The following is a 22,717-nucleotide window of genomic DNA, read 5'->3' on the forward strand; positions in this document are numbered from 1 at the left end:
TCAGGCGCGTGGGAACGCTGCTGCGAGCTGACGGCTGAGACGCGTTTCATCTGCGAAAACGAGGGCGACCCGCAGCACCGCCACCGCCGCGCGGGCCTCGGCCGGCAGGCGCACCGCGTCCTTCTCCGTCGTGACGAGGCGGGCGCCCTCGCGCGCGGCGAGCGCCGACAAAGCCGCCCAATCCCCCGGCCGGTAGGGGTGATGGTCGGCAAAGGCCCGTTCCGCTACGATCTCGGCGCCCAGGCCCCGCAGCGTCTCGAAGAATTTTTGCGGACGGCCGATTCCGGCAAAGGCGACGACGCGGCGGCCGGCCCAGTCCGGCTCGGCCTCGGGCATGAGACGGGCGCGGTGGACCGGTAGGCCGCGGTTCTCCGCCTCTATCGCCGTCGCCTCACCGGGGGCGCCCTCGCCGACCAGCACGAGGCCGGCGATATGGGGCCATTGCCGGGCCAGCGGCGCGCGCAGCGGCCCGGCGGGGAAGGGCAGGCCGTTGCCGAAACCGGCACCACCATCGACCACGGCGAGCGCGAGCGTCTTGGTCAGGCTCGGATTCTGAAGGCCATCATCCATGACGATCACGTCGGCGCCGGAGGCGGCGCAGAGGCGAGCGCCGGCCGGGCGGTCGCGGGCGATGATGGTGTGCGCAGCCCGCGCCAGAAGCAGCGGTTCGTCGCCGACCTCCGCCGCCCCGTGCCGGGCGGGATCGACGACCAGCGGCCCGGCGAGCCGCCCGCCATAGCCCCGGCTGAGCAGGGCGGGCGTTCGGCCGAGATCGCGCAGCAGGCGGACGAGGGCGAGGGCCGTCGGCGTCTTGCCGGCGCCGCCGAGGGTGAAGTTGCCCACGCACAGGACCGGGCAGGGCGGTGCCGCGCCGGGCCTGTCCATGCGGTTCGCGGTCAGCCCGCCATAGACCCGACCGGCGGGGGCCAGCAGCCGGGCGAGCGGATGCGTGGGCGGCCGGGACCAGAAGCCGGGCGGGCGCATCGCGGCCTCAGTCGCGCTCGCGCGCGGAGAGCTTCATCTGCGCGACATAGGGTTCGAGCACCGCGAAGGTGCGCCCCACCGCGCCCTCGAACGGCAGGAGTGCGGCCTGCCCCTTGGCCCACATCGCCGCCAGCGCGCGCGGGTCGGCGACCAATTCGCCGACGGCCTTCTGAAGCTCGGCCTCGTCCGTGACCGTGCGCGCGCCGCCCCTGGTGTCGAGCGCGCCGTAGGGTTCGTGGAAGTTGTGGATATACGGCCCGTGCAGGATCGCGCTGTCCAGGCGCACCGGCTCGATCGGGTTCTGCCCCCCATGCGGCACCAGCGAGCCGCCGAGGAAGACGAGCGGACAAAGCCGGTAGAACAGGCCGAGTTCGCCGATCGTGTCGGCCACGTAGAGGTCGATGGAGGGCAGCGGGCGTCCGCCCTTGGCGCGCCGGCTCACCCGCAGGCCGGCGGCGGCGGCGATCCGCGCCACCTCCTCGCCCCGGCGCGGATGGCGCGGCACGATCACCGTCAGCAGGCGCGGGAAACGCTGCTTCAGGCCGGCATGGACACGGGCGACGACCTCGTCCTCACCGGAATGGGTGCTGGCCGCGACCCAGACGGGCCGATCCCCGATCATGTCGCCGAGATAGGCGAGCTGCTGGGAATCGGCGGGTGGCACGGCCGAATCGTATTTGAGATTGCCGACGACATTGATGCGCGGGGCGCCGAGCCGGGCGAAGCGCTCGCCGTCCTCGCGGGTCTGGACGAGGCAGACCGCGATCCGCGCCAGCAGCGCCCGCGCGGTGTCGGGCGAGCGGGTCCAGGCCTTGAACGAGCGCTCCGACATCCGGCCGTTGACGAGCACCAGCGGGATGCCCCGTCGGTGCAGCGACACGATGGTGTTGGGCCAGATCTCGGATTCGGCGACGATGGCCAGATCGGGCTGCCAATGCGCCAGGAAACGCTCGATCCAGCGCGGCGCGTCGAGCGGCATGTATTGATGCACGGCGCCGGGGGGCAGGCGCTTGCTCAGCAGGTCGGCGGCGCTGCGGGTGCCGGTGGTGACGAGAACCGAGCAGCCACGGGCGATCATGCCCTCAATCAGCCCGACGAGGGAGAGCGCCTCGCCGATGCTCGCCCCGTGCATCCAGACGAGGTGGCCCACCGGCCGCGCCCGGCCGGGCAGGCCGCGGCGCTCGGCGAGCCGGACCGGATCCTCCTTACCCCGGCGCGAGCGCCAAGCCAGCAGCCCGGCCACGGCGGGTTCGCCGAGATAGAGTCCGTAGCGGTAGGCGCGCAGGGCGACGGGAAGCTTCGGGACCCTCACGCCGGGCTGCCCTGGGATGCGGGCGCGGACACGCCGACCCGGTCCGGCCGGCCGACGAGGGTGTAGGCCCGATCATGGACGCGGTTCAGCTCGGCCTGCACCCGCTGCCGCAGGGCATCGACCTCCTCGGGCGTGACCTCACGGGGGACGAAGGTGGCTTCGCCGAACACCATGGCGCCGCGGCCGAAGGGCAGGCCGAGGCAGGCCCGGTCCCAGGAATTGAAGCGGATGTGCCGGCTCGTCACCACCGCCACCGGGACGATGGGCGCGCCGGAAAAGCGCGCTAGCAGGATGATGCCGGCGTCGCAAACCCGCGAGACCTTGGGCACGTCGGCCGAGAACGCGACGGTCTCGCCGCCCTTCAGCGCCTTGACCATGGCCCGCAGGCCCTCGGCGCCGCCCTTGGCGCGGGCGTCCTTGACCGCGCGACCGCGGGCCCCGGAGGCGCGCATCACCCGCACCCCCATCCGCGTCAGGGCCATGGAGTTGATGTTGCCGTCGGGCGAGCGGGAGATGATCGTGGCGACACGGTCCTGCGGGCGGCTCATGAACGAGATCATGATGTGCTGGCCATGCCACATCGCCGCGATGAAGGGGCCGTACGCATCGAGCCGGGCATAGGCGTCGGCCGGCTCCAGGGTGAAGCGGTTGGTGCGCCGGACGAGCCGGAGATAGCCCGAGGCCAGATGGCTGAGCACCCATTGGACGCTCGGCTTGCGGCCGATGGTCTTGATCAGGCCCATGGGTTCCGACCGCTCTGTCCCGATTCGCTCAATCGACCGACCGTCGGCCTCCCGCGCTGAGATGCGGGGTCGGCGGCTGTCTAGACCCGACCGTATGACGGACGCAACGGAGCGGGCCTCACATCGTAACCTGTGTGATAGGAGGCCAAAAACAGGAAGCGAAGTCCGCGCCAGGGGCGCGATGCGGCAGAACAGGGCCATCGCGCGAAGCGTGATGGCACCGCATGCCGGGCGCGAAGAGTGCTCCGCGGCGCGGGTTCGAGGACCGGAACGGTCGCTCGAACACGGAGCGGAGCGTAAAGCCAAGGCCGCGGCCGCCGGCGCTTGAGGCTGGGCGAGGAACAGGATGCCCGATATTGACGCCGGCGCGCGTTGCCGCGATGCGGGGTGGCGTATGTTCCGTCTTGCTCATCTCACCGATCCCCATGTCGGACCGCTGCCGCGGCCGCGGCTGCGCCAGCTTCTCAGCAAGCGGGCGACCGGCTACGTGAACTGGCGCCGGGGCCGCGGACGCCACCACGACATGGACCTGCTCGGCGCCCTCGTGGCCGACCTGCACGGCCAGGGCGTCGACCACGTCGCCTGCACCGGCGACCTGTGCAATCTCGGCCTTCCGGACGAGTGGGAGAGCGCCCGGGTGTTTCTCGAAGCGCTGGGTCCGGCGGATCGCGTGAGCTTCGTGCCGGGCAACCACGACGCCTATGTCCGCGGCTCGCTGGAGGGGCTGCTCGCCGCCTGCGGTGGCTGGACCGAAGCCGATGACGGGCAGATCCGCCTGTTTCCGTATCTGCGGCGGCGCGGGCCGCTCGCCCTGGTGGGGCTGTCCTCGGCGATCCCGACCAAGCCGTTCGTCGCCAGCGGCCGGCTTGGGCCGGTGCAGATCGAGGCGGCCGAGCGCGTGCTGCGCGACCTCGCCACAGCGCCGGATCGGCCCTGCCGCGTGGTGATGATCCACCACCCACCCCATCCGGGCGGGGCGGCCTCGGGACGCGAGCTGAAGGACGCAGCCGCCTTCGCCGCGATGATCGGCCGGGCCGGGGCGGACCTGATCCTGCACGGGCACAACCATGTCGGCACCGTGGCTCAGATCACCGGGCCCGACGGGCGGCCGGTGCCGGTGGTCGGCGCGCCTTCGGCCTCGGCGCGCACCCTGCTCACCAACCGGCGCGCCTCCTACTACCTCTACACGGTCACGCCGGGCGAGAACGGCTTCCGAATCGCGGTGACCGAGCGCGGCCTCGACGAGGTGGGCGGGATCGGCGAGCTGTCGGGCTTCGACATCGAGACGCCGCCCGCGGACCGGATCGGGCTGATCCATCGGCGGCGACCGCGCCACATCTGAGCCGACCCGGTCGGGTCAGAGCGCGCCCATCTTCGAGAGGCCGTTGGCCCGGGGCAGGGGGCGCAGCAGGCTTTTGACCTGCGAGAACGGCCGCGGCCGGTTGATCACTTCGTCGAGCCGCGACCACAGGGTCTTGGGCGAGAACGGCTTGGAGATGATCTCGTTGACGCCCAGCGCGATCGCCCGATCGACCACGTTGCGGCGCGGCTGGGCCAGCATGAGGATGATCGGCACCGTCGGCGAGGGCGAGGTGGCCGGGGTTCTGGCGAGCCGGATGAACTCCTCGCCCGACAGAATCGCCAAGTCCCAATCGATGATCGTGAGATCGGGCTTGCTCTCGGCGAGCACGCCGAGCGCCTCCGCGCCGTCGGGCGCCTCCAGCACGCGCTTGATGCCGACGCGCATCAGCATGTCGCGCACGATGCGGCGGATGTAGAGGCTCTCGTCCACGACGAGGGCGGAGAGATCCGGGAAGGTCGGAGTTGCGATCATCGGCAGCCGGCGCCCGGCTCGAATCCGGGCGGTTTCGCGGCCAGACTAGCCCCGTTGGGTTTGCGTTTTCCTAAAGCGCAGCCCGGTACGCGGGAATCATCGGCAACAATCGTCCCCTCCGCTTCCCTTGGGTGCATGCGGGATCGGGAACGGATTGTATCCCAAAGGGGGTAGCTACGCCGTTTCACCGCGAAAATGCGGAGCCCGCAGCATGGATCGGTTAGAAGAACCTTGCGGTATGGGCGGGATTGCGTCAGACCTGAGGCATCGCTCCCGGTAGCCGCAGCCGGGGGGATGATAGTGCGGCGCGTCGGCTGTCTCGAGATAGCGCGCACGCGGTATTCGAGACTTGGCGGGCGGACGGTTTTTGCGAGCTTTCAATGGGACGTGGTCGTGATTTCAGGGGGCCGCAGAAGCGCGGCTTCGACGAGGGTGGTTCCGAGCCGCGTTGGCCCGACGAACTGCCCCCGGGCGGTGGTGACCGCTTCGGCGGCGGCGGTAGCGCCGGCGGCAACCGCTTCGGCGGCGGCGGTGGTGGTTTCGGCGGCGGTGGTGGCGGCTTCGACCGCGGCCCGGCCCGCGCGGCAGCTGCACCGACGGGACCGGAGCGTGATGCGACGGTCAAGTGGTTCAACAAGGAGAAGGGCTTCGGCTTCGTGGAGCTCGGCGACGGCTCGGGCGATGCCTTCCTCCACATCCGCGCGGTCGAGGCCGCCGGTCACGACGACCTCCTTCCCGGCACACGCCTGACGGTCCAGACCGCGCAGGGCCAGAAGGGCCCGCAGGTCACCGCAGTGAACAGCGTCGACACCTCCACGGCCGAGGCGGCTCCGCCCCGGCGCGAGGCCCCGCGCTTCGGCGGCGGTGGTGATCGCTTCGGCGGCGGTGGCGGTGGTGACCGCTTCGGCGGCGGCGGCGGCGACCGTTTCGGTGGCGGCAGCCGTGATCGCTTCGGCGGCGCGGGTGCTGGCGGCGGCGGTGGACGCTTCGCCTCCGGCCCGTCGGTCGAGATGACCGGCACCGTGAAGTGGTACGACCCGGCCAAGGGCTTCGGTTTCGTCTCGGTGAACGACGGCGGCAAGGACGTGTTCGTCCACCGTTCTGCGCTCTCGCGCGCCGGCCTCGACTCGCTGGCCGAAGGCCAGCAGGTCACCCTCGGAGTCGTCGAGGGCCAGAAGGGCCGCGAGGCCTCGAGCATCACCGTCGAATACTAATCGACGCGGGTCGCGCAGCGGCCCGAACGGAAGCTTACGAAGCGGCGGCCTCAGGGCCGCCGTTTTCGTTTGTCGGGCTGGCCGTCAACGACGATGACGATGAGGGAAAACACGATGCGTCGGACCGTGAGAGCATCGTCCCGAAAGGTGGTTGCCGGCTTTCGGAAAAAGATGATGCGAGAACAAGAGGCTGGAGCATCGTCGTGGATCCGATATCCAGGACGATGCGCCAGCGCGCTCGGCTTGTTCCTCCTGTGCACGGCATCTGCCGCTGCGGAGGATTTCTCCGGCTTCTACGCGGGCGTGAATGCCGGCTGGGCGTTCGAGCGCGGCGGCCGGGATCCGTCCGTGCCGGGGGCACCGGGCGCGGCCAAGCCGGAGGAGGGGCTCCCGCCGAGCGTGGCGCGGGTTCAGGAGCGGCAGTTGCCGACCCCCGCGCATCCGACCGGACGGCGCTGAGCCGCGATCACCCGCAAGCGCAGAACACGACCGGAGCGGCGATGGCCGCCGCCCCACTTGGGAAGCCGTCAGACGTCGCGGCCGTAGCGCTCGGCCACCAGGGCATAGGCGAGGCGGGCGGTCTGGACCTCGCCGCCCTCCGGCCGGCCGGGCTTGGTCGAGGGATTCCAGCCGTAGAGGTCGAAATGCACGTGCGCCTGGGTCCGGCGCACGAAGCGGCGCAGGAACAGGGCGGCCGTGATCGCCCCGGCAAAGCCGCCGCCCGGCGCGTTGTTGAGGTCGGCGACCTTCGAATCGAGCAGGCTGGCATAGGGCGGGTGCAGGGGCAGGCGCCAGACCGGATCGTTGACGCGCAGGCCCGCTTCCGCGACCGCCGTTGCCAGCCCCTCGTCCTCGGTGAAAAAGGCTGGCAGATCCGGGCCCAGCGCCACGCGGGCGGCGCCGGTCAGCGTCGCGAAATCGAGGAGGAGGTCCGGCTCCTCGGCATCGGCCAACGCCAGCGCGTCGGCGAGGATCAGCCGCCCCTCCGCATCGGTGTTGCCGATCTCGACGGTGAGGCCGGCGCGGGAGCGGATCACGTCGCCGGGGCGGAAGGCATCACCGGCAATGGCGTTCTCGACGCTCGGCACGATCAGCCGCAGCCGGATGGGCAGGCCGGCGCCCATGATCATCTCGGCCGCCGCCAGGGCCGCGGCGGCGCCGCCCATATCCTTCTTCATCAGCAGCATGTTGGAGGCCGGCTTGATGTCGAGCCCGCCGGTGTCGAACACGACACCCTTGCCGACCAGCGTCACCCGCGGTGCATCCTCGGCCCCCCAGGTCAGATCGATGAGGCGGGGCGCCCGCGGCGAGGCGACGCCCACGGCATGGACGAGAGGAAATTCCTTCTCGAGATCCGCGCCGACGGTGACGGAGACCGCCGCACCGAACCGCTCGCCCAGAGCCCCCACGGCCGTCTCGACCTCGGCCGGTCCGAGATCGTTCGCCGGGGTGTTGATGAGGTCGCGTCCGGCCGCGACCGCAGCCGCGAGCCGTTCGATCGCCGCCGCGTCGGTTCCGTCCGGGGCGACGAGGCGCGGACGCGGCTCGCCCGGCTTGCGGTAGCGCTCGAACCGGTAGCTGCCGAGCAGCCAGGCCAGCGCCGCCTCCCGCTCATCGAGACCATCGCACGGCTCGAATCGGTAATCGCCGGGGGGCAGGGCGCCCGGCAGCTTGCCGGCGAGAAAGCGGTCGCGGCCGGCCGCTTTCGCGTCGCCCAGGCCGAACAGCACGCGGCCGAGCCTCCCGTCCTCGCCCGGCAGGAGGGCGACGCGGCCGGCCTTTGGGGCAAAGCCGGTGGCCTCGGCAAAGCTGCGCTGGAGCGGCGGCAATCCGGCCGCGACTTCGTCCCATCCTGCCTGCGTCACGCAGCGGATCGGGACCGCGTCCGCGCCTGCTTCGAGGAGGGAGGGGCCGTGCGGGGTCTGAGGTTCGGACATGGAAAATAAGCTTAACCGGCCATTAGGGTTAACGCTCTATCACCCCGCCATCGGTACGGCGCAAGCGCCGGCCGTGGCATTGGGGGGAGAGGACACCATGACCGGCATTGGCAGCGCGGCTCCGAGCCAGCCTGGAATGGTCCGGACACGCCGTCTCCTCGCCTTGGCCCTCGTCGGCCTCGGGCTGGCCGGCTGCCAGAGCCGCTCGCCCGAGACGACCGGCTCGATCGGCGGCCTCAACCTGCTCGGCGCGAACCGTCCCGAACGCTCGCCCCGCGCCGAAGTCGATGCCCTGGCAGCGCGCTACAACGCGGACCCGAACGACGTGCGCTCCGCCATGCGCTACGCCGCGGCCCTGCGGGCGACCGACCAGAAATCACAGGCCGTGGCAGTGCTGCAGCAGATCGCCCTGCGCAACCCGAAGGACAAGGTGGTGCTCGCCGCCTACGGCAAGAGCCTCGCCGATGCCGGCCGCTACCAGGAGGCCAACGAGGTCCTTCAGAACGCCCACAGCCCGGCCCAGCCCGATTGGCGGGTGCTCTCGGCGCAGGGGATGGTGGCCGACGAGACCGGCGACCACGTTCGGGCACAGAATCTCTACGACACCGCCCTCAAGATCGCGCCGAACGAGCCGCGGATCCTGTCGAATCTCGGCCTGTCCTACGCACTCTCCCGCCGGCTCGACGAGGCCGAGACCACCCTGCGCCTCGCCGTGGCCCAGCCGAAGGCCGATGCCCGCGTGCGTCAGAACCTCGCTCTGGTGCTCGGCCTCAAGGGCCGCTACGACGAGGCCGAGCAGGTGCTGGCCCAGGATCTCGGCCCGGCGGAAGCGGCGGCCAACATGCGCGAGATGCGCGCCATGGCGGCCCGTCGCGCGGCGCCGAAGACGGCCCAGGCCTCCGCTGCGACGCCGGGGCGGCAGCTCGCACGGTCGTCGATCCAGTAAAGCCGTCATCTTTGCCCGCCGACCTTGACGAAACCGGCGCATCTCCCCTATAGGCTCGCCACTTCCATAGGACTCCGCCGGTATCGATTGTCGCGAGGGTTCGACGCCCTCGGCGCAAGAGCCGTGTGGCATTGCCGAAACGCTTCAGCGCCGAGACCCGGCCTAACGTTGACAGGACTGTAACGATGTCGCGTCGCTGCGAACTCACGGGCAAGGCCGTTCAGGTCGGTCACCTCGTGAGCCACTCGAACCGGAAGACCAAGTGCCGGTTCCTGCCGAACCTCTGCAATGTCACGCTGCAGTCGGACACCCTCAACCGCCGCGTCCGCCTGCGGGTGACCGCCCACGCGCTCCGCTCGGTCGAGCATCGCGGCGGCCTCGACGCCTTCCTCGTGAAGGCCCGCGAGATCGAGCTGTCGCAGACGGCCCGCCTGCTCAAGCGCGAGATCGAGAAGAAGATCGCCGAGCCGGCCACGCCCGTCGCCGCGTAAGTCGCGTCGGGCCGGCTCACGGCCCGAACGACTGTCCAACCGAATCAAAGGCCATCGGATGCGCGAATCGCGCCCGGTGGCCTTTTCCGTTCGACAGGCTCACCCCGGCCGATGACGGCGCTCACCCTCATCATCCCGATTTTCGGCCTCGTGCTGGTCGGCTGGCTCGCCTCGCTCACCAAGATCATCTCGGAGCGGGTCGGCGACGGCCTGTCCGAATACGTCTTCGCGCTGGCGGTGCCGGCCCTCATCGTCTCGACGCTGACGCGGCCGGGCCTGACGGGCGAGATCGCCTGGGGCTACTGGGCGAGCTATTTCGGCGGGGCCGCCATCGCCTGGGCCACCGGCTCGCTGATCGGGCGCCGCACCGCGGGCGTGGACCGGCGCGGGGCCGTGCTGCACGGTTTTGCCGCGAGCCAGTCGAACACCGTCTTCGTCGGCGTGCCGATGATTCTCCAGGCTTACGGCGAATCGGGCGCCTTCCCACTGTTCATGCTGCTCGCCGTCCACCTGCCGCTGATGATGGGCGCCGCGACCTTCCTGATCGAATCGGAGGGCGGGCGCCCCATGGGCCAGCGGCTGAAGGCGCTGGGCCTCGCGCTGGGCAAGAATCCAATCTTCCTGGCGCTCGCCGTCGGCATGGCGATGAAGGCCGCGGGCCTGTCCTTCTCGGGCATTCCCAAGGCGCTGGTCGATTCGCTGGCCGGCACCGCCTCGACCTGTGCGCTGATCGCGCTGGGCGCCGGCCTCACCCGCTACAAGGTGCTGCACGACCTGCGCGGCGCCAGCATCGTCGCCGCCTTGAAGCTCGGCCTGCACCCGCTCGCGGTCTACGTTCTCGCCTTCCACGTCTTCACCATGCCGCCGGCCTATGCCGGGGTCGCGGTGCTGTTCGCGGCGATGCCGGTGGGCATCAACGCCTACCTGCTGGCCGTGCGCTACAAGAGCGAGCAGGGCTTGGTCGCTGCCGCCGTGCTGGTCTCGACGCTGGCCGCGACCGCCACGACGGTGGGCTGGTTGATGCTGCTCGGGCGCGGATAGCGTTTCGGACTTTGCGCAGTCCCACTCTCGCCCTCATCCTGAGGTGCCGGAGCGCAGCGCAGGATGAGGGCGGTGGAGAGGAACCCGCTCTCAGGCCAGATCTCGCAGCCTCGGACAGGATGGCTGCGTTGACCCCGGCCCCCTCGCTCCATAGGTTGCCGGCTCTTGCGCCCCGGCCCGCTCGGCCGGTGCGGCGCTTGTCCAGACCCCGAAAAGCTTGCTTGTGATGTCCGCGCCCCTCCGTCTCGACCCCGACATTCTGGAGGCCGCTGCCTCCGCCGCCGCCTGGCCGTTCGAGGAGGCGCGCAAGCTCGTGGCGCGGCTGGAGCGCAAGCCCAAGAGCGAGGTGCTGTTCGAGACCGGCTACGGTCCCTCGGGCCTGCCGCATATCGGCACCTTCGGCGAAGTCGCCCGCACCTCCATGGTGCGCCACGCCTTCCGCGTGCTGACCAAGGACACGGTGCCGACCCGGCTGATCGCCTTCTCCGACGACATGGACGGCCTGCGCAAGGTTCCGGACAACGTGCCGAACCGCGAGCGGCTGCGCGACGCGCTCAACCTGCCGCTGACCCAGGTACCCGATCCCTTCGGCACGCATGACAGCTTCGGCGCGCACAACAACGCCGAGCTGCGCCGCTTCCTCGACGCCTTCGGCTTCGACTACGAGTTCCGCTCGGCCACCGAGTGCTACAAGGCCGGCCTCTTCGACGACACGCTCCGCCTCGTGCTGGAGCGCTACGAGGCGGTGATGGCGATCATGCTGCCCTCGCTGCGGGCCGAGCGCTCGGCAAGCTACTCGCCGTTCCTGCCGATCCACCCCGTCACCGGCCATGTGATGCAGGTGTCGATCGACGAGGTGCGCCCGAGCGCCGGCACCATCGTCTGGCGCGACCCGGCGACGAACGAAGCCTACGAGACCCCGGTGACCGGCGGCCACGTCAAGCTGCAGTGGAAGCCCGATTGGGCGATGCGCTGGGTCGCGCTCGGCGTCGATTACGAGATGGCCGGCAAGGATCTGATCGATTCGGTCAAGCTCTCGGGCCAGATCGCGCGCGCGCTCGGCGCGGAGCCGCCCGAAGGGTTCAACTACGAACTCTTCCTCGACGAGAAGGGCCAGAAGATCTCGAAGTCGAAGGGCAACGGCCTGACGATCGACGAGTGGCTGACCTACGCGCCCCCTGAGTCGCTGGCTTTGTTCATGTACAACAAGCCGCGCGAGGCCAAGCGCCTGTTCTTCGACGTGATTCCGCGCAACGTCGATGAGTACGACAACTTCCTCGGCCGCTTTGCCGGCCAGGAAGCCAAGCACCGCCTCGGCAACCCGGTCTGGCACCTGCACGCGGGCGCGCCGCCGGCCGTCGAGACCATCGACGAGGCCGGCACCACGCTTTCCTTCGGCATGCTCTTGAACCTCGTGGCGGTGGCCAATGCCGAGGACGAGGCGGTTTTGTGGGGCTTCATCCGCCGCTACGCGCCGAATGTCGGACCGGAGACGCATCCGCGGCTGGCCGGCCTCGTGACGCGGGCGCTCGCCTATTACCGGGACTTCGTGCGCCCGGAAAAGCAGTACCGCGCCCCGACCGAGGAAGAGGCCGCGGCCCTGCGCGACCTCGCGGACACCCTCGCCGAACACGAGAACTCGACCGACCCCGAGGCGTTGCAGGCCATCGTCTACGAGGTCGGCCGGCGTCACTTCCCCGACCTGTCGGGCAAGGCCAAGAGCCCGGACGGTCGGCCCGGCGTCTCGAAGACGTGGTTCGCCTCGATCTACAACGTGCTGTTCGGCGAGGCGCAGGGCCCGCGCTTCGGCTCGTTCATCGCGCTCTACGGCGTGGCGGGCACGCGGGCACTGATCGAGAAGGCGCTGAGCGGCGCGCTGGTGGCCGAGCACGCGGCTTTCCTCGAGAGCCGCAAGGCTGCGGCGGCGTGAGCCGGGGACGGGGCAGATACGGAGAATGAGGGCGGTGGCAGGCCTACTCGGCCTTCTCGCCGCCCTGTTCGGCACTTCGGCCTCGGCGCAGGTCGCGCAAGGCATCAAGGCCTATGCGCGGGGCGATTTTCCGGCGGCGATGCGCGCCTTCGAGGCGGGTGCGGCGAAGGGCGAGCCCCAAGCCCTCTACAATCTCGGTGTCGCCTATGCCGAAGGGCGCGCCGTGCCGGCCGACCCGGCCCGCGCCCTCGCTTATTACCGGCAGGCGGCAGAGGGCGGCAGCGTGCTCGCCGCCTTCAACCTGGGCCAAGCCTATCGCAAGGGCCAGGGCGTTGCCGCCGACCCGGCGCAGGCCGCGCGCTGGTACGAGCAGGCGGCCAAGGGCGGCCATTACAAGGCGGGCAACGAACTCGGTCTCCTCACCCTCGAAGGCAAGGGCGTGCCGCGCGACCCCGTCGAGGGCATGGCCTGGATCTACCCGGCGACCCACGCCTCGATCATGGACCCCTCCGCCATGGCCAACGCGATCCAGGCGGCGGGCATGCTGGACAGCGCACAGATCCAGGAAGCGCAAGCGCGGGGGAAGACGTATTTCCAGCGCTACATCGCACCGAAACGGGCGGTGGTGCGGGCGATCTCCGGGCACTGAGCCGCACCTTCACGGGTGCTCGGACCCTACCCCTTCCAGGGATTGACGACGGACACGCCGGTCGGCGCGAAGTCGGCGGCGTTGCGGGTCACGACCGCCATTCCGTGCACGAGCGCCGTGGCGGCGATCAAAGCGTCGCGCTCGCTGCGTTTGTCGGGAACGTGCAGCCGGGCGCAACGGCGGGCCACAGCGGTGTCAACGGCCAACGTGCGGCCGGAGAATTCGGGCAGGACGGACCGTTCGAGCCAAGCGCGAAGCGTGGCCCCTTGCGCCGCGTCCCTTCGTTCGAGCGACAGGATGCCGACTTCGAGTTCCAAGACCGTCACCGCCGAGATGAACAGGTCAGAGGCATCCATGGTATCGGCGAATGCGATGACGCCGGGATCGGCCCGGCCGAAACTCGCCTTGCGCAGTTCGGACACGAGGCAGGTGTCGAGGAGGTACATCAGGAGAAATCGACGGGCCGAATTCCGACGTCCACGCGCGGGGGCTCGAAATCGATCTCCGCCGCACCCGGCATTGCCAGGGCCTCGGCGATGTTCCGCCGCTGCCCGGTGAGGCGCCGATACGCCTCGATGCTCAGCAGGACATGAGCCGGCTTGCCGCGGTCGGTGATGAAGACGGGGCCGTCTTCGGCCGCCCGCTTGGCTCGGGTGACGTCCTGATTCAGCTCCCGACTCGTCAGGGTCGTATGGGTCATGAGGACACCGGAAGAATGATGGAGCGGTTTGTAGGTTAGTTACTACATTGCCGCGACGGAAACAACCGTTCCTTGCATGATGGCTTGTCATGTCCCGCGAAAGGGACGTGTCCGGCGAGGCCCGTCATCCCTTCCACGTCCACCTGTCGAGTGCCGCCGCCAGCCCGATGCCGACGGCGTAGGCCACGACGTTCCACGGTGAGAAGACGCGGCCCAGCAGCAACTGCCCCGCCAGCGTCAGGCGGAACGCATCGAGCCCCGGCGTGTGGACGAGGCGAAACAGCTCGACCAGCACCGCGAGGGCCAAGGCCACGGCGGCCAGCCGGCCGGTCGCGGCCTTCGGGCGGGGGAAGGCGACGAGCCCGTAGACCATCGCGCCCCACAGGACCGAGCCTCCATACTTCACGACCGCCTTCGGCAGGCCGAGCGGCACCAGGCGCAGGCCGACGCCCGCGGCGATCACGGCGACGATGGCGGTGAAGAGGTAGGGGCGGCGGGATCGAGGGCTCGGCATCGCGGCGGTTTACAGGGCGGGAGGCGCCCGGTATCACCCCGGGCCACACCGACATACGAGTTTCACACCAGATGCGCGCCGAGATCGAACAGGCCTCGGATGCCGCCAAGCAGTCTATAGGGCTGCTGAGGAGGCATCTTTGACTGGGACACCGTCGATAAACGTCTCGCGGAGCTGAACGCAGCGTCCGAGAACCCCGACCTCTGGAACGATCCGGAGGCCGCACAGAAGGTCATGCGCGAGCGCCAGGAGCTCGACGAGGCCGTCACCGCGATCAAGAAGCTCGAACGCGATCTCGACGATGGCGCGACGCTGATCGAACTCGGCGAGATGGAGGGCGACCAAGCCTCCATCAACGAGGGCGAAGCCACGATCAAGGCGGTCGAGAAGGAGGCCGCAAGCCGGCAGGTCGAGACCCTCCTCTCGGGCGAGGCCGACGGCTTCGACACCTATCTCGAAGTCCATGCGGGCGCGGGCGGCACCGAGAGCCAGGACTGGGCCAACATGCTTCAGCGCATGTATGCCCGCTGGGCCGAGCGCCGGAAGTTCAAGGTCGAGATCGTCGAGATGACCGACGGCGAAGAGGCCGGGATCAAGGGCGCCACGCTCCTGATCAAGGGCCACAACGCCTATGGCTGGCTCAAGACCGAATCCGGCGTGCACCGCCTCGTGCGGATCTCGCCCTACGACTCGAACGCGCGGCGGCATACCAGCTTCGCGAGCGTCTGGGTCTATCCGGTCGTCGATGACCGGATCGAGATCGAGATCAAGGAATCGGACTGCCGCATCGACACCTACCGGTCGTCGGGCGCGGGCGGCCAGCACGTCAACACGACCGATTCGGCGGTGCGCATCACGCACAACCCGACCGGCATCGTCGTGGCCTGTCAGCAGGAGCGTTCACAGCACAAGAACCGGGCCACCGCCTGGAACATGCTGCGCGCCCGCCTCTACGAGGCCGAGCTGAAGAAGCGCGAGGAGAAGGCCAACGCCGAGGCGGCCTCGAAGACCGATATCGGCTGGGGCCACCAGATCCGATCCTACGTGCTTCAGCCGTATCAGCTCGTGAAGGACCTGCGCACCGGCACGCAATCGACCGATCCGGACGAGGTGCTCGACGGTGCCCTCGACCCGTTCATGGAAGCCTCGCTGGCCCAACGCGTGTTCGGCGGCAGCGAAGACGTCGCCGACATCGACTGACGCCCCTTAGAGCATCGTCCTGGACATCAGATCCAGGACAATGCTCTAAGTACTTGTTTTTGCATCATCTTTTCCGAAAGCCGGCAACCACCTTTCGGGACGATGCTCTAGTCTCCTCCCCGCGCGGGGAGGGGACATCCGGCCTCAATCGGCGAAGACGAGCTGCGCCCCGGCCCGCAGGAACCGCTGCGGATCGACCGGCTCGCCGTCGATGCGGGTCTCGTAATGCAGGTGGCTGCCGGTGGAGCGGCCGGTCGAGCCGGCAAACCCGACCACATTCCCCGCCTCGACCCGCTGGCCGACCGAGACTGCCGTGCCGGAGAGGTGCGCGTAGCGGGTGACGAGCCCACGGCCGTGATCGACCTCGACCATGTTGCCGTAGCCGCCGGCATACTCGGCCGCCGTGATCCGCCCGGCCGCGGTGGCACGGACCGGAGCGCCGGTCTCGGCCCGCATATCCACGCCCGTATGGAGCGCGTAGCCGCGGGTGAACGGATCGAGCCGGGCGCCGAAGCTGCTGGTGAAGGCAAGCTCGCCCGGAAGCGGCTGGCGGAAGGGGAGGGCGGCGGTGACTCGGCGCAGATGCGTCTCCTCCTCGATCTGGCGGCGGGCCTCGGCCAGCGCCTGCTCGAAGGCATCGAGCCCGAGCGGAACGAGGGGACCGCCGACGCCGCCGGGAGGTGGATCGAACCGGGCCGGGGAGAGACCCGTGCGGGCGATCAGGTCGCGGAAGCGCTCGGCGCTGCGCCCGGCCTGTTGGGCGATGCCGGCCGCGGCGCGCGACTGCGCCTCGGCGACGCGATGGAGCGCCTCCTCCAGGCGCGACAGGCGCGTGGAAGAGGCGCCGCCGGCGGCCTCGGCCCGGTCCTCGCCACCCATGCGCAGTTCCGGCGTCGGGAACGGCTTCTGGACACGCGCGGCGGGCTCCGCGACCGGGATCGGCGCGGGCGGTGGCATATCGATGGGCGCGGCGGCGCCACCCAGACCGGAAAGCAGCCCCTGGCGCTTCTCGATCAGGGACTGCCGCTCGGTCAGGGCGGAGAGCCGGTTCTCGACGCTGCCGCGCTCGGCATTGCGCTCGGCCGCCGCGCGGTCGAGGGCGCGCTGGAGGGTGCCGATCCGCTCCTCGTAGGTGAACTGCATCGCGCTCTGGCGCGAGACGAAGCGGGCCAGCATCTCGTCGTGGAAGACGAGATAGTAGCTCGCGGCGGCCGCCCAGAGCGTCGAGACGGCGAGCCCGATGCCGAGCGCCCGGACGAGACGGCGCTGGGAGAGAGGGGAAAGGCCGGCTTTGCGGCGGGCCTGAGCAGTCGATGGCATGGCACGTCGGACGTTCGGAGACGGGCCCGATCACAGACGATTAAGGTTAAGGAAGCCTAGCGTTTGTTAGCGATCCTGCGCCTGCATCGAGACACGGGACGCGACCTCTCGACATCGCATCATCCCGAAATCAGAGTCTTTCGGGATGATGCCGGCAAGTGATCCGTCGTCAGTCCAGCGCCTTCACGGCGTCCAGAACCTCCTCGACATGGCCCGGCACCTTCACCTTGTGCCAGATCCGCGCGATCCGTCCCTCGCGGTCGATGAGCAGGGTCGTGCGCTCGACGCCCATGTATTTGCGTCCGTACATGCTCTTCTCGACCCAGACGCCGTAAGCTTCCAGCATCGTCTTCGCTTCGTCGGAGGCGAGTGGAAAGGTCAGGCCGTACTTCGTCCTGAACTTATCGTGGCTCTTGACTGAATCCGGCGAGACCCCGACCACCTTCGCCCCGGCGGCGGCCAACGCCTCGCTCTGAGCGTTGAAGTTCTGCGCCTCGAGGGTGCAACCGCTCGTGTCATCCTTGGGGTAGAAATAGAGCACGATCTTGTGACCGCGCAGGCTTTCGAGAGAGATGGTCTCGCCGCCCGCTCCGGGTAACGAGAACAGGGGCGCGGCATTGCCGGTCTCTAGCGGCATCTCGCCTTCCTTTCGGCCGATTGATGGTGTGCCTGACCCCATGCACGCAGACCTCGCGGGACGCCATGCCGGAGTGGCTTGAATCCTGAGGAAAGCCGCCGCGGCAAACCGACCTTCGCCCGAACCTACGGGTGCAGCAGCGAACGAGTGATGGATCAGGAAACGGCCAGGACCCTGCTCCAGGAGGCGGTCGAGGCGCCTGCGCCGCGCAAGGCGCGCCGCCGTCGGCGGCGGCCGGTTCTCTGGTGCGCGCTGCTCCTCGTCTTCCTGCTCGGGCTCGGCGGCGGGCTCGTCGCCCTGCGGCTGTCGCAGGGGCCGCTGCGCATCGACGGGCTGACGAATCAGGTCGCCGAGGCGGTGGCGGGCCGCTTCGGGCCGGGCTGGCGCGTGGCGCTGCGCGACAGCGCGCTCGAACTCGACAGCGAATCTTCGCTGGCCCTCCGGGTCGGCGGGCTCGACATCTTCAACCCGGAGGGCGCGCTGGTGGTGCGCGCCCCGCTCGCGGTGGTCAGCCTCGATACGTGGAGCCTGCTGCGGCTCTCGGTCCAGCCGCGCTCCATCGAGTTCCGCGACATCGAGATGACCGCCCTCGTCCATGACGACGGCTCCATCGCCTTCGCGGCCTCCTCGCCGACACAAGGTGAGGCGGCCAAGCCTCACACCCTGCCGAGCGTGGATGCGGCCCGCGGCACCGTCTCGCCGGTCTCGGCGGCGGTCGCCTCGATCTTCGGCGTGGTGCTCGATCCAGCCGGCGTCATCGGCGCCCTCGACCGGGCGCGGATCACCAACGGACGCCTGAACCTCGTCGACGACGCCCGGCATCAGGCGACCTTCGAGCGGGTGAACGGCCTGTTCCGCCGCGGCACCAGCGACGATTCGCGGGTGTTCGAGCTGCGCATCGACGGGCCCCACGGCGAGTGGCGCTTCGGCGGGCGCGTCCACGAGGTGGGGGAGGGGCGGCGCGCGGGCGTCATCACCCTGGACGACCTTCCCGTCACCGATCTCCTGCTGCTGTCCGGCCATTCGAAGATGCCGGTGGAGACCGACCTCAAGCTCTCGGCCCGGGCCGACGTGGCGCTGTCGGGCGGCCGCATCGAGACGATGAAGGCCGAGGTGAAGACCGGCGGCGGCACGCTCCTCATCGACGAGAAGGACTTCAACCCGGTCGTCATCGACGAGCTGCGCGCCGAGGCGAGCTGGGACGAGGCGCGGCGGGCGCTGGCCATCTCCGCCATCGACTACAAGGGCGGCGGCAACGACGCGCATCTGACCGGCGCCTTCGCCATCGGCCCGCCCGGTGCCGAGGATGCCTGGACCCTCGATTTTGCCGGCAAGGACGCGCTCCTGCGCGGCGCCGCCCGCAGCGACCCGTCCTTCCGCATCGGCGAGATCAGTGGGAGGATCACCGGCCGGGCCGGGGGTGTGAACATCGAGTCGCTCGCGCTCACCGGCGACGGCCTGAATGGCCGCCTGAGCGGCACGGTGGGCACGCGAGCCGACGACGAGGGCATCACCCTGCATATCGTCGCCAGCGACACCGACGGCCGCAAGGCCATGCGGCTCTGGCCCGAGAACATCGCGCCCGGCGTGCGCAACTACCTCGTGGACGAGCTGCGCGGCGGCCGGCTCGATCAGGCGGACATCAAGATCGACATGAGCGGCTCGGAACTCGCCGCCGCGACCCATGGCGACCCGATGCCGGATGCCGCGCTCAACGTGACCTTCGCGGTCTCGGATGCCGGCCTGACCATCTCCCCGGACGCGCCGCCGCTGAGCCATGGCCGGGTCACCGGCACGATCACCGGCCGCAGCACGACGATCCAGAACGCCACCGCCGAGATCCGCCTCTCCGACACGCGGGCCCTGACGATCTCGGACGCCTCCTTCCTGATCCGCGATCCGCAGCCGGACAAGATCGTCGCCCAGCTTGGCCTGCGCCTGTCCGGCTCCGTCGATTCGCTGGCCGCGCTCCTCGAAACCCCGATGTTCAAGGGGTTCACCGGCGTCGACATCGACCCGACCATACTGAAGGGCAAGGCGGACCTGCGCCTCGACGTGCCGATCAACCTCAAACACGTGCCCGATCTCGCCGAGATGCCGGTGACGCTCACGGGCTCGATCACCGAGTTCAGCATGGAGAAGGCGGTCGGCAAGGACCGCTTCGAGGCGGGCCGCTTCACGCTCTCCTTCGACCGCAGCGGCTTCGCCCTCAAGGGCGACGGGCGGGTGCTCGGCGCCGCCGTCGCCATCGATCTGAAGCAACCCAAGCCCGGCGCCCCCGGCGAGGCGGTGGTGAGCCTGAGCCTCGACGACGCCTTCCGGGCTAAGCGCGGCCTGCCGACCGCGCCGCAGCTCGGCGGCGTCATCCCGGCCCGCATCGTCTTGCCAGTGGGGCGCCCCGCCTCCGCCGGCAAGCCGCCGGCCCGGGTCGAGGCGGATCTGACCCGCGCTTCGATCAACGGTCTGGTACCCGGCTGGAGCAAGCCCGCGGGCAAGGCCGGGCGGCTCAGCTTCACCCTGGTGGAGGCGGCGGGCGGCGGGATGGAGCTGCGCGACATCGCCCTCGACGCCGCCCCCGCGCTCGCCCGCGGCAGCGCCACGATCTCGGCGGAGGGCAATCTGGAACGGGCGGACCTGACCGCGCTCAAGCTCTCGCCGGGCGACGACATGCGCGTCAGCCTCGACCGGTCCGGCTCGACCTACAAGGTCGCGGTGAAGGGCGCCGTCGTCGATGCCCGGCCCTTCCTCAAGGGCATGACGAGCGGCGACGACAAGGGCAGCAAGGATCCCGGCAAGGACATCGAGGCGGATGTCACCGCCAACATCGTCTCGGGCTTCAACGGCGAATCGCTCACCAACGCGGCGCTGAAGGCGAGCTTCAAGGGCGGCGACCTGCGCGCCGCCCAGTTCAAGGGCCGTTTCGGCGGCGCCCCGGTCAGCGCCGTGGTCCGGAGCGAGCGCGGTGCACCGCTGCTCACCCTCGACTCCGCCGATTCCGGCGCGACCCTGCGCTTCCTCGACATCTACAAGCGGATGTATGGCGGGCGGCTCGGGCTCAACATCTATCTCAACGACGGCCCGCAGGCCGGCGTGGTCCAGATCAAGGACTTTGCCCTGCGCAACGAGCCCGCCCTGTCGAGCATCGTCGCCCAGGCGCCGCCGCCCTCGGACGGACGGCGCGCGGCCCCGAACGCCAACGATGTCGGCTTCGACAAGATGCGCGCGAACTTCACCCGCAACGGCCCGCGGGTGAGCTTCTCCGACGCGGCGATCTCGAACGCGGCGATGGGCTTCACGGCCAGCGGCTGGCTCGACACGGCCAGGGAGCGCACGCAGATCGACGGCACCTTCGTGCCGCTCTACGGGCTCAACAACGTGGTGGCGCAGGTGCCGTTGTTCGGGCCGCTGCTGGCGGGCGGCAGCAACGAGGGCCTGTTCGCGGTGAACTTCAACGTCTCGGGGCCGATCGCCAAACCGACGGTCAATGTGAACCCGCTCTCGGCGGTCGCCCCCGGCTTCCTGCGCAAGCTCTTCGGCGCCGGCAGCGGCGACGCCTTCGCCACTGGCACCACGCAGGACGGACCGGAGCGGTAGGGTTCAGAACGCAAGCCCTCCAACCCTATGGAGGGACTGGTCGGGGTGGGGGCGGACGACATCCGGACTGCGCCGGGGGCCGGCTTTGATCGGGCGCGACGCGGCACAACAGCGCTGGACGGGGCCGCGTGCATGGTGAACGCGTTGAGCCTCATGATGCATGCGCAAGAGCCCGCAAGGAGCCCATATCGAAAACCCGCACGGGGCGGATCGGCGTCGGGACGGTGCTTCAAGTCGCGCCTTTCCAAGGATCGGCCTTTCGCATACGGCCTTGAGGCCAACCGGTTTGAATAGCCTGACCGTTGACCGCTCCCGCGTCCGAGCTTGGCGCTCATCGCAGCGACATCGAAGGGCGGGAAGCGATCTTTCCGACGCAAATCCTTGCATGGTCACGGCGCGGCTGAGCGGGTCGCACCCTCGAACCGGCTTGGCCTTCACCTCAATGAAGACCCGTTCGACCCGTAAAAGCGGGACCGACGGCAGCGGCCCGGTCGCATCACGCGAACGGCTCCTTTTGACGCCTATCCCGCCTCGCAAGGCGCCCGACGAACAGGATTGCCGGCCAACGTGATCGCCACACCATCGAATCCGACCGCGACGGGCCGGCTCGCGGACGAGGCCTCCCGAACCGACGACGCGCGGCTGGCGCGGGAAGTGGCCCGGCACTGCGCCGCGTTCCGCGAACCGATTCCCCGGCTGGCCCTTCGGCAGGTGGCCGACACGCTGCTGCCCTACCTGATCCTCTGCACGGTGATGCTCGTCGCGGCGGCGAACGGCTACGCGCTTCTCGCCCTGCCGCTGGCGGTGCCCGCGGGCGGCCTCCTTGTGAGGCTCTTCATCATCCAGCACGATTGCGGGCACGGCTCGTTCCTGCCGTCACGCCGGGGCAACGATGGGCTCGGCCGCGCCCTCAGTCTGCTGACGGTGACGCCCTACGACAGCTGGAAGCGCGCGCATGCCCTGCATCACGCCACGACCGGCGATCTCAGCCGCCGCGGCACGGGCGACGTCCACACCTTGACCGTGCGCGAATACCTCGCGCTGCCGCGCTGGGGCCGGCTGCGCTACCGCCTCTACCGCAATCCGCTCATCCTGATTGTGCTTGGCTCGCCGATCAACTTCCTCATCCTGCAGCGCCTGCCCAACGGCGTCGGGCTGCCGTGGCGGACGGCATGGCGCGATGTGCTGGCGCTCGACGCCGTGCTCCTTGCGGCCTTTGCGGTACTGGCGCTGGCCGTCGGCGGCATCGGGCCGGTGCTCTGGGTGTTCCTGCCGGTGATCGCCGTCGCCGCCTGGGTCGGCGGCTGGTTATTCTATGTCCAGCACCAGTACGAGGAGACCGTCTGGGAGGAGGCCGAAGCCTGGGACTTCCACCGCGTAGCGCTCGGCGGCAGTTCCTACTACGCGCTGCCACGGGTGCTTCAGTGGTTCACCGGCAATGTCGGCTTGCACCACGTCCACCACCTCAACAGCCGCATCCCGAATTACCGCTTGCAGGAATGCCTCGACGGCCACGAGGTTCTCGGGCGGGTGGGCCGCCTGACCCTGCGCGACAGCCTGCGCTGCCTGAAGCTGGCGCTCTGGGACGAAGAGGCCCGCAAGATGGTCGGCTTCGCACGCGTGCGCGGGCTTCAGGCCGCCTGAGGCGCGCGGGACGCGGTCGGCAGCTCG

The 22,717-nt window shown here is 69.9% G+C and carries 21 protein-coding genes; 11 read left to right on the forward strand and 10 right to left on the reverse strand.

Annotated elements, in window-relative coordinates; all coding sequences use genetic code 11:
* From lpxK to ASF53_RS05540, 3 genes are read right to left on the reverse strand one after another with little or no spacing between them, the layout of a single operon-like run.
* Positions 1 to 984 carry a tetraacyldisaccharide 4'-kinase gene (gene lpxK, locus ASF53_RS05530; RefSeq protein WP_056195153.1) on the reverse strand — a complete coding sequence of 328 codons (984 nt, stop codon included), beginning with the start codon at positions 982 to 984 and terminating at the stop codon, positions 1 to 3.
* Positions 985 to 991: 7 nt separating this feature from the next.
* Entirely contained in the window at positions 992 to 2,296 is a 1,305-nt protein-coding gene (locus tag ASF53_RS05535; RefSeq protein WP_056195156.1) for a 3-deoxy-D-manno-octulosonic acid transferase, read from the reverse strand.
* The gene (locus ASF53_RS05540) at positions 2,293 to 3,039 is read right to left on the reverse strand and encodes a lysophospholipid acyltransferase family protein (protein WP_056195159.1); all 747 of its coding nucleotides are present in this window, start codon (positions 3,037 to 3,039) and stop codon (positions 2,293 to 2,295) included. Before ASF53_RS05540 ends, ASF53_RS05535 begins: the two co-directional genes overlap by 4 nt.
* Before the next feature lie 394 nt (positions 3,040 to 3,433).
* Between ASF53_RS05540 and ASF53_RS05545 the strand changes: the two genes are divergently transcribed.
* Positions 3,434 to 4,381: a metallophosphoesterase family protein gene (locus ASF53_RS05545; RefSeq protein ID WP_056195161.1), complete on the forward strand. Its 948-nt coding sequence runs from the start codon at positions 3,434 to 3,436 to the stop codon at positions 4,379 to 4,381.
* Between the two features lie 15 nt (positions 4,382 to 4,396).
* Here ASF53_RS05545 and ASF53_RS05550 read toward each other — a convergent pair whose 3' ends face one another.
* Positions 4,397 to 4,873, reverse strand: coding sequence for a response regulator (locus ASF53_RS05550; protein ID WP_003606671.1), 477 nt, complete (start codon positions 4,871 to 4,873; stop codon positions 4,397 to 4,399).
* A 380-nt stretch (positions 4,874 to 5,253) separates the two neighbouring features.
* On the opposite strand from ASF53_RS05550, the gene ASF53_RS05555 reads away from it, so the two are divergent.
* Together ASF53_RS05555 and ASF53_RS05560 are read left to right on the forward strand one after the other, a co-directional pair.
* Positions 5,254 to 6,087, forward strand: coding sequence for a cold-shock protein (locus ASF53_RS05555; RefSeq protein ID WP_056195164.1), 834 nt, complete (start codon positions 5,254 to 5,256; stop codon positions 6,085 to 6,087).
* Between the two features lie 174 nt (positions 6,088 to 6,261).
* Complete coding sequence (locus ASF53_RS05560) at positions 6,262 to 6,546, forward strand: hypothetical protein (protein WP_056195557.1); 285 nt, start codon at positions 6,262 to 6,264, stop codon at positions 6,544 to 6,546.
* 68 nt (positions 6,547 to 6,614) lie between these two features.
* Here the strand turns inward: ASF53_RS05560 and ASF53_RS05565 are convergent, their stop codons facing one another.
* Positions 6,615 to 8,024, reverse strand: coding sequence for a leucyl aminopeptidase family protein (locus ASF53_RS05565; RefSeq protein WP_056195168.1), 1,410 nt, complete (start codon positions 8,022 to 8,024; stop codon positions 6,615 to 6,617).
* A gap of 97 nt (positions 8,025 to 8,121) precedes the next feature.
* On the opposite strand from ASF53_RS05565, the gene ASF53_RS05570 reads away from it, so the two are divergent.
* From ASF53_RS05570 to ASF53_RS05590, 5 genes are all read left to right on the forward strand, one after another.
* Positions 8,122 to 8,970, forward strand: coding sequence for a tetratricopeptide repeat protein (locus ASF53_RS05570; protein ID WP_056195171.1), 849 nt, complete (start codon positions 8,122 to 8,124; stop codon positions 8,968 to 8,970).
* A gap of 185 nt (positions 8,971 to 9,155) precedes the next feature.
* Positions 9,156 to 9,461, forward strand: coding sequence for a 50S ribosomal protein L28 (rpmB, locus tag ASF53_RS05575; RefSeq protein WP_056195174.1), 306 nt, complete (start codon positions 9,156 to 9,158; stop codon positions 9,459 to 9,461).
* 111 nt (positions 9,462 to 9,572) lie between these two features.
* Positions 9,573 to 10,502, forward strand: coding sequence for an AEC family transporter (locus ASF53_RS05580; RefSeq protein WP_056195176.1), 930 nt, complete (start codon positions 9,573 to 9,575; stop codon positions 10,500 to 10,502).
* Between the two features lie 226 nt (positions 10,503 to 10,728).
* Complete coding sequence (locus ASF53_RS05585; RefSeq protein WP_056195179.1) at positions 10,729 to 12,432, forward strand: lysine--tRNA ligase; 1,704 nt, start codon at positions 10,729 to 10,731, stop codon at positions 12,430 to 12,432.
* A 34-nt stretch (positions 12,433 to 12,466) separates the two neighbouring features.
* Positions 12,467 to 13,081 carry a tetratricopeptide repeat protein gene (locus tag ASF53_RS05590; protein ID WP_056195182.1) on the forward strand — a complete coding sequence of 205 codons (615 nt, stop codon included), beginning with the start codon at positions 12,467 to 12,469 and terminating at the stop codon, positions 13,079 to 13,081.
* Positions 13,082 to 13,107: 26 nt separating this feature from the next.
* On the opposite strand, the gene ASF53_RS05595 is transcribed toward ASF53_RS05590, so the two are convergent.
* The 3 genes from ASF53_RS05595 to ASF53_RS05605 form a co-directional block, all read right to left on the reverse strand.
* Complete coding sequence (locus ASF53_RS05595; RefSeq protein WP_200943168.1) at positions 13,108 to 13,530, reverse strand: type II toxin-antitoxin system VapC family toxin; 423 nt, start codon at positions 13,528 to 13,530, stop codon at positions 13,108 to 13,110.
* Positions 13,527 to 13,781 (reverse strand): type II toxin-antitoxin system Phd/YefM family antitoxin, encoded by a 255-nt coding sequence (locus tag ASF53_RS05600; protein ID WP_056195188.1) that lies wholly within the window; start codon positions 13,779 to 13,781, stop codon positions 13,527 to 13,529. Before ASF53_RS05600 ends, ASF53_RS05595 begins: the two co-directional genes overlap by 4 nt.
* Before the next feature lie 124 nt (positions 13,782 to 13,905).
* Complete coding sequence (locus tag ASF53_RS05605) at positions 13,906 to 14,295, reverse strand: ribosomal maturation YjgA family protein (protein WP_056195192.1); 390 nt, start codon at positions 14,293 to 14,295, stop codon at positions 13,906 to 13,908.
* Positions 14,296 to 14,366: 71 nt separating this feature from the next.
* Between ASF53_RS05605 and prfB the strand changes: the two genes are divergently transcribed.
* Positions 14,367 to 15,495, forward strand: a protein-coding gene (gene prfB / locus ASF53_RS05610) for a peptide chain release factor 2 (protein ID WP_156635379.1) whose coding sequence is annotated in 2 segments (ribosomal slippage) — positions 14,367 to 14,435 and positions 14,437 to 15,495 — 1,128 coding nt in all. Because the reading frame shifts where the segments join, the coding sequence is not laid out codon by codon here.
* Between the two features lie 144 nt (positions 15,496 to 15,639).
* On the opposite strand, the gene ASF53_RS05615 is transcribed toward prfB, so the two are convergent.
* Together ASF53_RS05615 and ASF53_RS05620 are read right to left on the reverse strand one after the other, a co-directional pair.
* A complete protein-coding gene (locus tag ASF53_RS05615) occupies positions 15,640 to 16,815 on the reverse strand; it encodes a M23 family metallopeptidase (RefSeq protein ID WP_056195196.1) in 1,176 nt (391 codons plus the stop codon).
* A gap of 169 nt (positions 16,816 to 16,984) precedes the next feature.
* Positions 16,985 to 17,452, reverse strand: coding sequence for a peroxiredoxin (locus tag ASF53_RS05620; protein ID WP_056195198.1), 468 nt, complete (start codon positions 17,450 to 17,452; stop codon positions 16,985 to 16,987).
* A gap of 150 nt (positions 17,453 to 17,602) precedes the next feature.
* On the opposite strand from ASF53_RS05620, the gene ASF53_RS05625 reads away from it, so the two are divergent.
* Together ASF53_RS05625 and ASF53_RS05630 are read left to right on the forward strand one after the other, a co-directional pair.
* Positions 17,603 to 21,046 (forward strand): YhdP family protein, encoded by a 3,444-nt coding sequence (locus ASF53_RS05625; protein ID WP_056195201.1) that lies wholly within the window; start codon positions 17,603 to 17,605, stop codon positions 21,044 to 21,046.
* Between the two features lie 567 nt (positions 21,047 to 21,613).
* Complete coding sequence (locus tag ASF53_RS05630) at positions 21,614 to 22,690, forward strand: fatty acid desaturase (protein ID WP_056195561.1); 1,077 nt, start codon at positions 21,614 to 21,616, stop codon at positions 22,688 to 22,690.
* Positions 22,691 to 22,717: the final 27 nt, after the last annotated feature.

Origin of the sequence: Methylobacterium sp. Leaf123, assembly GCF_001423405.1 — a bacterium.
Taxonomy (GTDB): Bacteria; Pseudomonadota; Alphaproteobacteria; order Rhizobiales; family Beijerinckiaceae; genus Methylobacterium.